Annotated in this window: 13 protein-coding genes; 12 read left to right on the top strand and 1 reads right to left on the bottom strand. The window is 40.2% G+C overall.

Annotated elements, in window-relative coordinates; genetic code table 11:
* Nucleotides 1–22: 22 nt before the first annotated feature.
* The 3 genes from EHS13_RS16585 to EHS13_RS16595 are packed head-to-tail and all read left to right on the top strand — an operon-like array spanning nt 23 to nt 3,018.
* Nucleotides 23–901: a radical SAM/SPASM domain-containing protein gene (locus EHS13_RS16585; RefSeq protein WP_155701407.1), complete on the top strand. Its 879-nt coding sequence runs from the start codon at nt 23–25 to the stop codon at nt 899–901.
* The gene (locus EHS13_RS16590) at nt 852–2,300 is read left to right on the top strand and encodes a PDZ domain-containing protein (RefSeq protein ID WP_162463138.1); all 1,449 of its coding nucleotides are present in this window, start codon (nt 852–854) and stop codon (nt 2,298–2,300) included. The genes EHS13_RS16585 and EHS13_RS16590 overlap by 50 nt, the downstream gene beginning before the upstream one ends.
* Nucleotides 2,301–2,334: 34 nt before the next feature.
* Entirely contained in the window at nt 2,335–3,018 is a 684-nt protein-coding gene (locus EHS13_RS16595; RefSeq protein WP_155701409.1) for a lipase family protein, read from the top strand.
* On the opposite strand, the gene EHS13_RS16600 is transcribed toward EHS13_RS16595, so the two are convergent.
* Nucleotides 3,019–3,180 carry a DUF3231 family protein gene (locus EHS13_RS16600; RefSeq protein ID WP_155701410.1) on the bottom strand — a complete coding sequence of 54 codons (162 nt, stop codon included), beginning with the start codon at nt 3,178–3,180 and terminating at the stop codon, nt 3,019–3,021.
* Between the two features lie 228 nt (nt 3,181–3,408).
* Between EHS13_RS16600 and EHS13_RS16605 the strand changes: the two genes are divergently transcribed.
* From EHS13_RS16605 to EHS13_RS16645, 9 genes are all read left to right on the top strand, one after another.
* Nucleotides 3,409–5,199: a cache domain-containing sensor histidine kinase gene (locus EHS13_RS16605; protein ID WP_162463139.1), complete on the top strand. Its 1,791-nt coding sequence runs from the start codon at nt 3,409–3,411 to the stop codon at nt 5,197–5,199.
* Nucleotides 5,192–6,805 (top strand): response regulator transcription factor, encoded by a 1,614-nt coding sequence (locus EHS13_RS16610; RefSeq protein WP_155701412.1) that lies wholly within the window; start codon nt 5,192–5,194, stop codon nt 6,803–6,805. The genes EHS13_RS16605 and EHS13_RS16610 overlap by 8 nt, the downstream gene beginning before the upstream one ends.
* 138 nt (nt 6,806–6,943) lie before the next feature.
* On the top strand, nt 6,944–8,338 hold the full coding sequence (locus EHS13_RS16615) for an ABC transporter substrate-binding protein (protein ID WP_155701413.1): 1,395 nt from the start codon (nt 6,944–6,946) through the stop codon (nt 8,336–8,338).
* A gap of 87 nt (nt 8,339–8,425) precedes the next feature.
* A complete protein-coding gene (locus EHS13_RS16620) occupies nt 8,426–9,307 on the top strand; it encodes a carbohydrate ABC transporter permease (RefSeq protein WP_155701414.1) in 882 nt (293 codons plus the stop codon).
* On the top strand, nt 9,307–10,149 hold the full coding sequence (locus tag EHS13_RS16625; RefSeq protein WP_155701415.1) for a carbohydrate ABC transporter permease: 843 nt from the start codon (nt 9,307–9,309) through the stop codon (nt 10,147–10,149). The genes EHS13_RS16620 and EHS13_RS16625 overlap by 1 nt, the downstream gene beginning before the upstream one ends.
* A 33-nt stretch (nt 10,150–10,182) precedes the next feature.
* Nucleotides 10,183–10,932, top strand: coding sequence for a GntR family transcriptional regulator (locus EHS13_RS16630; RefSeq protein ID WP_155701416.1), 750 nt, complete (start codon nt 10,183–10,185; stop codon nt 10,930–10,932).
* A gap of 57 nt (nt 10,933–10,989) precedes the next feature.
* Nucleotides 10,990–11,934, top strand: coding sequence for a glycoside hydrolase family 88 protein (locus EHS13_RS16635; protein ID WP_155701417.1), 945 nt, complete (start codon nt 10,990–10,992; stop codon nt 11,932–11,934).
* A 31-nt stretch (nt 11,935–11,965) separates the two neighbouring features.
* On the top strand, nt 11,966–12,940 hold the full coding sequence (locus EHS13_RS16640) for a PfkB family carbohydrate kinase (RefSeq protein ID WP_155701418.1): 975 nt from the start codon (nt 11,966–11,968) through the stop codon (nt 12,938–12,940).
* A gap of 20 nt (nt 12,941–12,960) precedes the next feature.
* Nucleotides 12,961–13,998, top strand: a complete 1,038-nt coding sequence (locus EHS13_RS16645) for a zinc-dependent alcohol dehydrogenase (RefSeq protein ID WP_155701419.1) — start codon at nt 12,961–12,963, stop codon at nt 13,996–13,998.
* The last annotated feature ends 3 nt before the right edge of the window (nt 13,999–14,001 follow it).

Genomic DNA, 14,001 nt, shown 5'->3' on the forward strand with positions numbered 1-14,001 from the left:
ACCAGATGAATGGAGTACCCACATGAAAAAATTCAAGAAATTTTATGTAGAGATTACAAGTGTCTGCAATTTGGCTTGTACCTTTTGCCCGCCTACGGAACGAGCGTCCAATTTCATTAAAGTGGATGCCTTTAGTAAAATATTAGATGAGATCAAGCCACACACGGATTATATTTATTATCATGTTAAAGGTGAACCGCTGCTGCATCCGAAGATCGATGAATTGTTGGATTTAAGCCATGAGAAAGGCTTTAAAGTTAACATTACAACCAATGGGACCTTGATTAACAAGAATAGAGCTAAAATCATGATGAAGCCAGCGCTGAGGCAGATGAATTTCTCCTTGCACAGCTTTGATGGCCATGTCGGCTCAACGAATAAAGAAGGTTATGTTTCTGATATTCTTACCTTTGTTAAAGAAGCCTTGGAGAAAACGGATATTATCTTTTCTTTACGTTTATGGAATTTAGATACCGACAATACAACAAACCAAGAACGAAACAAGAATCGGCAGGTTCTAGAGATTCTAGAGCGGGAATTTAATTTGGATTATAAAATTGAAGAGAAGTTCGTTCGCGGCAGTGGACATAAAATTACAGATCGGGTTTACTTAAATCAGGATCATGAGTTTCAATGGCCGGCACTTAAAGAAAAAGAAGATGATGGCAAAGGCTTCTGTCATGGGCTGCGTAATCAAGCGGCTATTCTATCCGATGGGACTGTGGTTCCTTGTTGCTTGGATGGAGAAGGTGTCATTAATTTAGGCAATGTGCATCAAACGCCTTTTGCGGAAATTATTGAGAGTCAAAGAGCTAATAATCTGGTGGATGGTTTTTCGAGGAGAGAAGTCGTTGAAGAATTATGTCGCAAGTGCGGATACCGTCAAAGATTCAGCATGTAAAACAGCTACAAGAAAATCGCAATGGTTAGATCTGAGCGCTATGGGTCTAGCCCTTTTTTTCATTGTTTTCGGAGAGTTGATCTGGCTCCCTGACCCTCTAAGAGTGGGGCACCATGTTTACTGGATTGAATTGTTTGATGAGCTGATTTATATCGGCTTGCTGCCTTTAATACTCTGGAGTACGGCTGCAGTAAGGAATATCAACAGGGAATTAAAGTGCTGGAAAACGACAAAAAAGCTGGCTGCTGCTTCAATCACACTAGTTTTCATGAGAGCTGTCGGTTTAATTAGCTCGTTCATAGTGATGTATTGCATCCTCTTTGCTCAACAGCAGTATCTCTGGATGGTTGTTTGTTTGGCATGCGCCTGGATAACGAGCTTGATCAGTATACATCTGAGTGAATGGAGTCACAAACATCGAGTCCCTTTTAGAAGCCTAACCTTCCTTGGGTTTACGATTGTGTTGCTTTATTTTTTGCTATGGCCCACAAATTATGTAGTTACTTATCCAGGTTTGACGATGAATATGAACGAATATGCGCAGGTGGATAAGGGCAATTCCAGTGATCAAATTGCAGGCGTACTGATTTTTGAGCGTCCAGCATTTCGGATTGATCGGCTTTACGCCAAATTTTTCACAGTATACGAGTTTGCGAAGAAGGCAGTGAACCAGCCATCTTTGCATGAACAGCTGCAAGAAGTTCGAACCCAGCAAATCGACGCGAATCAAGTGGCCAGTGCAGTGGCTTTTGCTAAAGTTGGCCTAGGTCAAGGAGCGATATCACATGGGGCAATGGTTAATTCAGTTGTCAAAGACTTTCCAGCAGCTAAGCAGCTTAAAGCTGGGGATGTGATTATCCAAGCGAATGGTGACTCGATCTCGACAACCATCGATTTAATTAACCACATTAAACAAATCAAGCCAGGCAATGAGCTAAAGCTTGTTATTAAACGTAATGGAGCTGAGTTAAAAGTAGCCATTCAAACTCAAGCAGATGCGAAGGAACCCAAGAATTCTGTAATTGGTGTACAGGTAAGTGATGAAGTGGAGCTGGATCTTCCCTTGAAGGTTAAGTTCAAACCTTATCTATTACATGTTGGCGGACCGTCCCACGGGGCCATGCTGACTCTGGCTTTAATTGATCAGCTTACAACTGGTGGAATTACAAACGGCAATATTGTAGCAGGTACGGGAACAATTAATAGCCTTGGCCAGGTGGGTCAAATTGGTGGTATTCGCCAAAAAGCTTACACCGTTGAACGCTCAGCGGCTGATGTATTTTTCGTTCCATATGATCAATATGAAGAAGCCCGTCGGGGTGCAAAGCTTTTAAACATTGTTCCTGTAAAGACGATTGATGATATTTTGAAATGGCTTAAAGAGCACCCGAAACCGTGAGTTAGATTTAAAGAGAGGATTAAAGTGCCTGCTTATGCTTAATACAGAGAATAAAGTATCCCTATATTTCTTGGCAGGTGTAGCGACCTCGTTAAATTTCATGGACGATTTTAAGCTTGAGGTAATAAGACGGTATGAGCATGCTGGTCTTGAGGTTCAATCCAGTATGCTATTTCCGTATGGGGATTGGAGTAGAAGGCTCTGGAAGCAGGTCATGGAAATTAGCTATGATATGCTGCCTCGACTTACAAGGAACAGCAGCTATTATCGCGGGGAATTAGTTGCCAATCATATAATGAAGACTCATAGAAGCGGCAGAGTTGTTATCATAGGTCATAGCAGCGGTGGGGTTGCGGGTATTCATGCAGCAGAGAAGCTTGATCCCGAGCAATATTCAGATGTGCGAGTAATTCAAATTGGTTCTCCCAAATGTGCGGTTTCTGCTGCAGCCCAAACGTCATCCTTATTCATTCGAGCTGTCAATCAGGTGGGGAAATCTACAGATCCGATTACACGGATTGGAAGCTGGGGAGGCTGGGAGCGAAGTGGGGGAATAGTCCGCTGGAATAGCCGGAAAAAGGCTCCTTCAACGGTATATTCAATACCGATGGTTGGAGGCCATGCCGATTATTTTCGCAGTAGAGAGCCATTTATCAATCAGTTTGGAACGAGTAATTTAGACCAGACAGCTAGCTCGGTATGGGATTGGCTAAACTAACTAATGCTGCGTTAATTTATCGCGATCTGAAGCTAACGGGGGTTGCTCCATCCAACCATTTTCAATCAATATCTTAGCTCCAGCCTCCGCATAATCTGTAATTTCTGCCGTAAGTCTAATAAAGTGTTGGTTATGCCATCCAATGGGGCGCTTGTGATGCAACGGTTATTCTACATGAAGCAACTCAATACATTGCGATTTACAAAAGGAACCACGAGATATGCTGAGCTGGATTTTGTGAATATCAATTAATATATTTAATAGGGAGCTGGGCTGTACAGGGAAAGATCCTGTATGGCTTTTTTTATTGTTCTATCTGGTAATAGGATTGACAATAGCAGTGTGAATATGTACATTCAATCTACTATATCTATAACAAAGAGGGATACTATGTTTCGCTTTCTCAGATCCGTCTACTTAGAGCTGCCGATTCGTATAAAATTGCAAATCTGGTTTATGCCTCTATTAATTTTTACGGCAGGCTGTATTGGCTTCATTTCTTATTCAACCGCTTCTAATCAGGTCCTCGAGAAAATCAGACAAAGTCAGCAAAATATCTCTTCCCAGACAATCGCACATTTGGATTATTTGGCAAGGGATATTTATGATATCAATAACTATTTGTGGCTTTCTAGCGAGCTGCATGATTTATTCTCACCTAATGAGAATTTTAGCTCTTCCGGCGTTGTTTACCCGATGATTAACCGCTTGATGATTACACGCCAATATTTTCAAACCTTGCTTATTTATTCAGATACTCACCAAACAATTAAGTTTAATAGCATCAACACCAACGACATAATGGAATATGAAGAATTTAAAAAAAGTGAGTATTATACCAAAACACTAGCAAATGTAGGCGAAGGAACTTGGGGAGTGGAGACAAAAGCATTTAAATTATTCGTTGGTGACGAGAGTAGAGAAGTGTTCTATAGTAAAATGTTGACCAACCCGGGGACAATGGCTATTGAAGGCTTGATGATCATTGGAATGAACGAAGAAAATTTCCGCAAATCCTACAGCAGCTCACAGAATGAGAATATCGAAATTATTATACTCAATCAAGATGGTACCGTTTTATCCGATTCTAATGATGCCTGGAGTGGAAGGTCTTTCAATGATCTCCCTTATTATGATCATATTCCATTCGGACAAGTTAATTGGAGCAGTAATAATCAGGATTGGATTGTTGCCCATTCCGAATCCAAGGAGACAGGCTGGCATACGCTAGTCATACAACCACGCTCGGAAGAACTGCAGCAATTGAATAAAATCAGATGGTTAACCTTTGGTCTAGTGCTCGTAATACTCTTAATTAATATCCCTGTTGGCTGGTATATTTCCAAGCTCTTCTCTCAGCCCTTAATGCGAATTCTGAAATCCATGCGTGAATTGCAGATGGGGGATTTTAATCAAAAGGTTGAAATTGATTTGAAGGATGAGATCGGTCAGTTGGGAAATGGTTACAATATAATGGTTATGCGCATTAGGGAGCTGATTCAGAATGTTTATGAATCTGAGCTGTCCAAGAAAGAATCCGAGCTCCGTTTGCTGCAATCACAAATTAATCCACATTTTCTCTATAATACATTAAACAATATTTCGTGGTTGCTGCATCGGGATGGTTCGCCAGAAACAGCAGAAATGATTCAAAAAATGTCGGATTTTTTCCGCTTTAGCTTAAACCAAGGAGCCGATATTATCACCTTGGATAAAGAATTGAAAATTATTGAAGATTATCTGTTCCTAAGTAAAATCCGCTTTGGCAACAAACTTACTTATTCGATTGAAACGGATGAACATTTGAAAGCGATGTACATTCCGAAGCTAATTCTCCAGCCGTTGGTCGAGAATGCAATCGTGCATGGAATTGAACCGATGGAGGGGCAAGGTTTTGTTAATATTGCCATTCATCAAATGGAGGATGAGGTCATTATTGTGATTACGGATAATGGGATGGGTATTCAAGGGGAGTTATTAGAGCAATTAAACAGTGGAATTAAGACTAAGAAAACATCAGGGAAGTCAGATGGGATTCATTCTTTTGCATTGATCAACGTCCGGGATCGGATTACCAATCATTTTGGAGCACAGTCTATAATTGAAATTTCAAGCAAGCTGACGTTTGGAACCACAATAACCGTAAGATTTCCTAAGAAGGAGGAACCCTTAAATGCTTAAACTCTTGGTTGTAGAAGACGAGCCTTCTGTTCGGGAGGGGATAATAACGATGATAGATTGGCATAAGTTCGATATTACAATAGTTGGAGCTTGTGCAGATGGTAAGGAAGCTTGGCGTTTCATCCAGAAAGATTGTCCAGATCTCTTATTATCGGATATTCGGATGCCGTTAATTACTGGTTTAGAGCTTGTTGAACGGATTAACGAAGCTAATTTGGATATTATGACTGTTTTTTTATCGGGCTATGATGATTTCCAATATGCCAAGCAAGCGCTTCAGCTTGGTGTATTTGATTACATTCTTAAGCCTTGTCAGCCGAAGCAAATTCGTGATGTGATGGTCCGTGCTCAAACCGAGTTATTGCTCCGCAGAAACAAAGACTTGCAGTTTAACCTGCTAGAACGTCAAATGAAAGTGCATTCACAGACGATTAAAGAAGACCGCATGTTAAAATGGTTGCGATCTGCACCACGCAATAAAGCAGCACGATTGAGTGAAATTACGGAATGTCACATGCAATTGGAGGATAAAGTATGTTTGGTCATGGTGCTGCAATTCGACAGCAAGAAGTTAAAGACTCTGCACTACAATGAGAATGATCTGCATCTCATCCGCTATGCGGCAGCTAATATTATGCTAGAAAGCTTGCATGGCTATTTTAATGGGCGGCTAGAAATTATGACTCAAAAGGAAGAGTTTATTCTGATTGCCAATGCAGTTGATTCCAATGAGGTTGACTTATTAAAAGGGACTTTATTTGCAGTGCAAAAAAACTTAACGGATTTCCTTAAGGTAACCGTTAGCATTGGCGTTGGCTCAGAGGTGGACATAATTGAGATACAGCGTTCCTATGATGAAGCGCTAGAAATTCTAGCAAACCGCTTTTACTATGGCGGGGGAGAGATATTCATTTATAGCGAGGGAAAAGTCCAAGATCATTTTTCCAAGGTGTATTCATCCTTTCAGGAGCAAATATCCGATTTTCAATCCAAGATAAATGAGTATATTGCCAAATGTAATTTTTCAGATTTCGTTATTGAAGTTGAGGAATGGCTGAACGCTTTCCAAGAGCAGGAGCTATCTATACAACGCATCCATTTGCATGCCTATTCATTTGTAAATATGCTAATTAAAGTGGTTAATACAGGAAATGATAGTTTCCTGAAGGAGCATATTGCACTATTCGAGAAATATGCAGAGCAAATTGAATATCAGGAAACTTTCGAAGAGCTTTCTACGCTTTTGACAATTATTATTCAGAAAATGGTCGAATTAATGAATGCACAGAAGCCAACTCACAAAACAATTGAACATGTAATGGCTTTAATTAAGGAAAAATATATGACCAATCTAACACTAAAATCGATTGCGGAGGAAGTTTTCATATCACCCTCACACTTGTCTACCTTATTTCGCCAGGAAATGGGGATTAACTTTTTGGATTGTCTGCATCAATTCAGGATCGAGAAAGCCAAGCAGCTGCTGAAAGAAGAGAATGGCAAGATTTATATTATTGCTAAACAAGTAGGTTATTACGATGAGTCACATTTTGTACGGATGTTTAAAAAATGGACAGGTATGCTGCCTTCCCAGTACAAAAAATAAGCAGAATCGAATAATCGTACAATTTTACAGAATAATCATGGGTTATGGATTTTTTAACGATGTTTTATACTAAAGTCACTTAGAGAAAAGAAAAAAGATATTCATCTAAGTAAAAATTATACAGAAGGCGGGATATTTTTGAAAAAATTAGCTTTACTAATGATTACTGTACTGATTCTATCCATCTCATTATCGGCATGTGGGGGCAAGAAAGCGGATGAGGCTGTAAATACGGCATCCGTAGCGCCTGCAGCAACTGCAGTGGCAACAGTCGCTCCTGAAGCAACTAAAGCACCTGAAAGCAACAAACCAGCTAGTATCAAATTTTTCAGTAATAATCCAGACCGCAAAGCAGGACAAGGTTATGCGGAGCAGCTTTTAATCGATCAATACATGAAGGAAAACCCGCATATTAAAATTACTGCAGAAACATTATCACCAGATCCACAATTCCAAGATAAGCTAAAAATTTACAATGCAACAAATGACTTACCCGAAATGACTATGATGTGGGGCGGAGCACGTTACCTGTCACCATTAGTAAAGAATGAAGCATTGGTAACGTTTACAAAAGAAGATTTTGCAGGACAAGGATTCATTGATGCAGCTTTTGCACCTTTTACATTGGATGGTAAAATTTATGCAATTCCAAAGAATACAGATTTCTTAGTCCTTTACGTAAACAAAAAACTACTCGCAGATAATGGACTAGAGCCACCAAAAACGGAATCTGATTTATTCAAAATTACTGAAACATTAAAAGCAAAAAACATTGTGCCAATCGCGTTGGATGGAAGAGATGCATGGCCTTTGGGATTATTATTCGATGCGGTTGTTGCTAGACAATCAGGATCATTTGAAATTTATCAAAAAGCAATGGACCGTACGGGTTCATTTAAAGATCCAGCTGTAATCAGCGGCGCCAAAAAAATACAGGATATGGCTAAAGCAGGCATGTTCGGAACTGGCTTCCTAAATTTAGATTATGGCGGTGCAAGAAACCTATTCGGACAAGGAAAAGCAGCCATGTATCTAATGGGTGAATGGGAAATGGGGATTTCTACTGATGCTAACTTCCCAGAAGATGTTCGAAACAACATGATTGTTATTCCATACCCGGCTTCTGATGACGGTAAAGGTAAAACGACAGACCTACTTGCTTGGTTTGGTGGTGGTTATAGTGTTTCTAGTAAATCTGAAAACTCAGCTGAAGCCAAGAAATTCGCAATTTGGATGTTCAAGAAAGAGAATTGGGCAAGAACAGTTTGGCAGAACGGAATAACTTTCCCTGCTCAAGCCTATGAAGAATTTAATACGGGTAAAGAAACACAAGTTCAAAAAGATTTAACCAGTATTCTTAGCACTGCTACCGTTTTTAGTGGAACGAGTTCTCAAGATAAATTCTCTACTGCTACTTCGAAGAGCTATCTGGATCAGATTACGCAATTAATTGCTTTGAAATCAACTCCAGAGAAATTTGCTGAAGAAATTGACGCCATTGCTGATAAGTCCTTCAAAGAGCTTAATCCTTAACTAATTGCAGGATGAAAATCGAGCAAAACAAATTGTTTTGCTCGATTTTTTTACAAAGAAAAGATAAAGATGAACGGAATGGTGATTATGAACAAACTGTGGATGGAGAAAAGAAGTATTTATTTGTTAATTACACCGGGCTTGCTCTTTATTGCCGGTTTGATATTAGTCCCCATTGCTATAGCGATTTTTCTAAGCTTTACCAATTATGATGGTGTTGACTTTCAACTAATTGGATTCAAGAATTATATAGAAATATTCTTTCATGATAGTGTGTTCTGGAGCTCGTTGCGCAATGCTTTAGTTTTAGGGATTTGCTTTATTCTATTGCAGCATCCGATTGCTATATTCTTGGCTATTGTAACTCCGTATTGTGGCAGATGGGAACGACCTTTGCGGATCATTATCTTTATTCCATCGATTATCTCAACGTTCGTTACTTCGCAAATGTGGGTAAGTTTATTATCGGCACAATTTGGACTAGTTAATCGTATATTGGTTACCGTAGGGTTACCTTCTTGGCAGCAGGATTGGCTAGGCAATTCGAGTATCGCGATATTCTCAATTATTTTCGTAGCGATGTGGCAGGGCTTTGGTTATGCGTATTTATTGTATTATACTGGAATTAAAGGAATTCCATCGGAAATGCATGAGGCTGCAATTGTGGATGGAGCCAGTAAGCTTCAATACAACATGAAGGTAGTATTACCCTTGTTGATGCCGGTAATTAGGATTAATGTCATTCTTGCAATTGTTGCAGGATTCAAACAAATGGAGACGGTGTTCTTGATGACAGGCGGCGGACCTGCCAACAGCACTCAATTCCTTGGAACGTATTTATATTACAAAGCCTTTAGAGACGGACTTTTTGGTTATGGAAATGCGATCTCAGTACTATTTGTCATATTCTGCTTAGTCGTTACCTTGATAATGAATCGTCTGCTAAAGAAAGATGTAGGTGAATTCTGATGATTTTTACACGAAATAAGTTCAAGCTGCTTCAACTAATTATGGTAGTCTTGCTTGCTTTGGTAGCCATCGTACAGGTCTTCCCTTTAGTTTGGATGATCAACTTTTCATTGTTGAAAAGCGGTGATTTTTATGGGAGTGCTATTCTGAAATGGCCCAACCCATTCCAATGGAAAAATTATGTGGATGCCTTTAATGTAGGGCACATTGCTAAATACTTATCGAATAGTGCCTTAATTGCTGCCGTTGTTATTTTTGTAACGGTTATGGCTTCGTTGATGCTCAGTTATGTTATAGCCCGCATTGAGTGGAAAGGAAACAAATATATCTTGGCTTTGGTGATGGTTGGTTTAATAGTCCCGATTTATTCGACACTGTTACCCAATTTTTTTATCTTTAGTAAGCTAAAAATAATCGATTCTTATTTTGCGCTGATTTTGCCGAATATTGCCTTTCTAATTCCAGTAAGTGTCTTTATTTTCATTGGATTCTTGCAAACTACACATAGAGCTATTGAAGAGGCAGCTGTAATCGACGGATTGAGTCTGTTAGGTGTTGTATTTAAGATTATCATGCCAATTTCACGTCCAGTCATTGCTTCGATTTCAGTCTTAGCTTTTCTGAGCACTTGGAATGAATTTATCATGGCGATTACGTTTATCCGTTCAGATGCTTATAAAACATTGCCATTTTCACTTATTCAATTTACAGGTCAATACGCTTCCAATTATGCAGCGCAATTTGCAGTTTTAACGTTAATTGCTTTGCCATCCGTTATTCTCTACATGATCTTCACGGAACAAATTACGAACAGCCTTACAGTCGGTGCAGTAAAAGGGTAATCAATAGTTTGATTGATAGAAAGGAGTTGCCATATGTCGATTTTATTCAGTAAAAGCTTAAAAAAGAATATTCCAATTCCTTATTACTATCAATTGAAAGAAATTCTTTTGGAGTACATTACCGAGCATCATGTTAATCAAGATGTGCAGATACCAACCGAGCTTGAAATTAGCAAACATTTCAGTATTAGTAGACCTACGGTGCGTCAAGCCATGAATGAGCTAGTTGTTGAAGGATACTTATATCGGCAAAAAGGCAAAGGGACCTTCATCATTAAACCGAAGATTTCACAATCCTTCCTGCAGGTGTTAGATAGCTTTAATAATGAAATGATTAAAAAAGGGCTTAAGCCCACAACAACGGTTCTCAGTATGGAAGTGAAAAAAAGTGATGAGAAAGTCAGTGAAAAGCTGAAGCTTCCGCTTGATAGTCAAGTCATTCAGCTGCGAAGGCTTCGATATGCTAATGAAGAGCCGATTGTCTATGTGGTTACTTATTTACCCTACAGCAAATGTTCCTTAATTCTGGAGAAGGATCTCCAGCACGAATCGCTGTATGAAATATTGGAACAGGAATGTGGTTTATGTTTATTAAAGGCAACTCGCGAGCTTGAAGCGGTGATCGCAGGGGACTATGAAGCCGCTTTATTGCAGATTGATATTGGATCGCCGTTGCAATATATTAAAAGCATAACGTATCTAGCTGATGAAGCGCCAATTGAATATTCATTAGCTAAATATAGAGGGAATCGCAGTAAATTTAGCTTTGAGCTTACCAAATAATTTTTTTACGATCAAATGTAATGACATAATGACCTTTGAGCTAAGAAGGAGATGCCGATGGATCCAAACCAAGCTGTAAATAAGGTAAAGCAAGCGTTACTCAGTATGCAAAGATTTTCTTGGGAGCAAGGTGTAACCGCTCAAGCTATGCTGGAATTGGGCGAAACAGACTATGTCATCTTAATGGCCAAAGATGCTGTTGTTAGGCAGGATGAGCTTGGCAGACTAGGGATGTTAAGTGATAGCAATGGCGTTACTGACGCAGCTGCTAATGGTGAGCCTGTGTTATTTGCTTGGAAAGCAACGGGCGATCCATTATTCAAGCTGGCAGCCGATAAGATGCTGGATTATCTATTACATCATGCTCCCAAAACGGAGCACGGGATACTGAATCATACCGTCGATCATCGCCAGGTTTGGGTGGATTCTTTCTATATGGCTCCGCCATTTCTCGCAGCAGCAGGACATCCAGAGGAAGCGGTTAAACAGATCGATGGATTTCGCTCTTTACTCTGGTTAACAGACAAACAAATGTATGCACATATGTGGGATGATGAAAAACAAGCTTATGTGAGGGAGGATTGCTGGGGAGTAGGTAATGGCTGGGCAGCCGCAGGTATTGTCCGTGTTATTAAGGCACTGCCTGACTCGATGGAGCTCGAACGTAATAGATTAATCGGTTATTTAAAAGAAGTTTTGGCTGGCTGTTTAATTTATCAACGTAAGGATGGACTGTTCCATGATGTGTTGGATAATACAGAAAGCTTTGTAGAAACGAATACGGCGCAGATGTTGGCTTATGCTATATTTAATGCCATTAATGAAAATTGGATCGACGACAGCTACTTAGATGCTGCAAGACGAATGAGGGCAGCAGCGAATACTAAGGTCGATGAATATGGTTTGGTACAGGGAGTATGCGGTGCTCCAACCTTTAGTAAAGCGGGAACGGCACCAGAAGGTCAGGCTTTCTTTTTGTTGATGGAAAGCGTTGCCTTTTAATTATAAACAAACTAATTAAGGGGGTTAATCAATGCCGCAATTAATCAGCCTAGGTGAACTATTAATAGATTTTGTAGTTCTAGAGCGGGATGTATCGTTGATCGATAGCTCAGGTTTTACTAAGGCACCTGGTGGTGCACCAGCTAATGTGGCCGCTGGCTTTGCCAAGCTGGGTGGTACGTCGGGTTTTATCGGCAAGGTTGGGGATGATCCGTTTGGTTATTATTTAAAAGCCGTATTGGAAGAAATCCCTGTGGATACTACTTGTCTTGCAATGGATAAAGATGCTAGGACAACATTATCTTTTGTTGCCAATCACTCTAGCGGAATCCGCGATTGTGTATTCTATCGAAACCCAGGTGCGGATATGCTGTTAAGTCCAGACGATATTTCTGAGGAGTATATCAAGCAAGCACTAATATTTCATTACGGCTCTATAAGCTTTAATTCCCCACTAAGTAAGCAAGCGAGCTTAAAAGCACTGGAATATGCTCGTAAACATCAATTGTTGATCTCTTATGATCCTAACTTAAGAATGAGCTTATGGGAAACGGAAGAAACAGCACGTACAGAAATCAATGCTGGGTTTCAATATGCCGATATTGTCAAGATAAGTGAAGAAGAAATGGAATTTATTACAGGGAGCCAGTCACTTGAAGCGTGTGCTGCGTTTATTCTGCAAATGGGCCCACGATTAGTGCTAATCTCGCGAGGAAAAGACGGCTGTTATTATTCCGATGGCACGCATAGCGGTTCTTTAGGCGGTATTGAGGTTAATGCCATTGAAACGACAGGAGCAGGCGATGCTTTTATGGCGGCGGTCTTGTACCAGCTATCGCAAAATATAAATGTGGGTAAGGATGCATCCTTGGCTGTAGATGAGAGATTAATTGCTATATTGCAGTTTGCTAATGCGGCAGGTGCGCTTGCAACTACTCGAATCGGCGCGATCCCTGCACTGCCAACTAGCTTAGAAGTAAACGAATTAGTCCGAAAAACCTATTAACCCGAAATGAGGATGTCCATGTGAAAAGCTTAACCGTAAACGATAAAGGTCATCTATCGATTCAGAATATTGCTGTCCCTCAGATCAATGATTATCAAGCACTTGTTAGAATGGAAAGCTGCGGCGTTTGCCGAGGCACTGATTCAAAGCTGATCCATGGACAGTTTAAAGGCTTTCATACCTATCCTGCGATTTTGGGGCATGAAGGAGTGGGGCGAGTTATTGAATTAGGCAAGTATGTGCAAAGCTTTGAGTTGGAAGATTTGGTATTGCTGCCCTTTATTGAAACGGAAACAGATGGCTATTATTCAGGCTGGGGAGCTTTTTCCGAGTTTGCCGTTGTGGGTGATGCTGCTGCAATGATTGCTCATGGCAAAGGGCCAGGTAACCCAAGTTTTTCGGAAGCCTATTATGCACAGCAAAAAGTACCTAGTGAAATCTCATCTGTACATGCGGCGATGATTATTACTTTTCGTGAGGTATTAAGCGCTTGCAAGCGATTTGGTTTTCGTGAGAAGGCAAGTTTAGTAGTTTACGGTGCAGGTCCTGTCGGATTGGCTTTTGTGAAATTTGCTAAATTATTAGGCATGAGCCCGATCATTGTTTCTGTTAATCGCGATGAAAAGCTCCAGGAAGCCATCGATATGGGGGCGGATTACGCGTTTAACAGCAATAAAGTCAATGAAGTGGAAGCGATTAGGAAGCTAGCTCCGGATGGAATAGATTATATTGTTGATGCTGTAGGAGACAATGCGATTATTAATCAAGCCATGAAGCTGGTTAAATATAACGGGGTTATTGGCTGTTATGGAATCTCATCCCAATTGCAGATGAATCTAGATTGGAGTTTGGCACCCTATAATTGGACACTTCAGTTTGTGCAATGGCCTTCTAAGCTGGAGGAATCACTTTGTCATGAACAAATTATCGCATGGATACAAGCGGGAGTTTTGGACCCAGCAGTCTTTATATCCCATGTGATGGATTTTAGCAACGTTTTGGATGCTTTCGAGCTTGTAAACAGTGGATCGGTACGGAAGATGATTATTCAATTCTAAAAT

This window comes from Paenibacillus psychroresistens, assembly GCF_009728935.1.
GTDB lineage: Bacteria > Bacillota > Bacilli > Paenibacillales > NBRC-103111 > Paenibacillus_AC > Paenibacillus_AC psychroresistens.

Excerpts from the sequence above, each read along its gene's own strand:
- EHS13_RS16585 (WP_155701407.1), top strand. The coding sequence starts at position 23 with ATGAAAAAATTCAAGAAATTTTATGTAGAGATTACAAGTGTCTGCAAT.
- EHS13_RS16595 (WP_155701409.1), top strand. The coding sequence starts at position 2,335 with ATGCTTAATACAGAGAATAAAGTATCCCTATATTTCTTGGCAGGTGTA.
- EHS13_RS16605 (WP_162463139.1), top strand. The coding sequence starts at position 3,409 with ATGTTTCGCTTTCTCAGATCCGTCTACTTAGAGCTGCCGATTCGTATA.
- EHS13_RS16610 (WP_155701412.1), top strand. The coding sequence starts at position 5,192 with ATGCTTAAACTCTTGGTTGTAGAAGACGAGCCTTCTGTTCGGGAGGGG.
- EHS13_RS16620 (WP_155701414.1), top strand. The coding sequence starts at position 8,426 with ATGAACAAACTGTGGATGGAGAAAAGAAGTATTTATTTGTTAATTACA.
- EHS13_RS16625 (WP_155701415.1), top strand. The coding sequence starts at position 9,307 with ATGATTTTTACACGAAATAAGTTCAAGCTGCTTCAACTAATTATGGTA.
- EHS13_RS16630 (WP_155701416.1), top strand. The coding sequence starts at position 10,183 with ATGTCGATTTTATTCAGTAAAAGCTTAAAAAAGAATATTCCAATTCCT.
- EHS13_RS16635 (WP_155701417.1), top strand. The coding sequence starts at position 10,990 with ATGGATCCAAACCAAGCTGTAAATAAGGTAAAGCAAGCGTTACTCAGT.
- EHS13_RS16640 (WP_155701418.1), top strand. The coding sequence starts at position 11,966 with ATGCCGCAATTAATCAGCCTAGGTGAACTATTAATAGATTTTGTAGTT.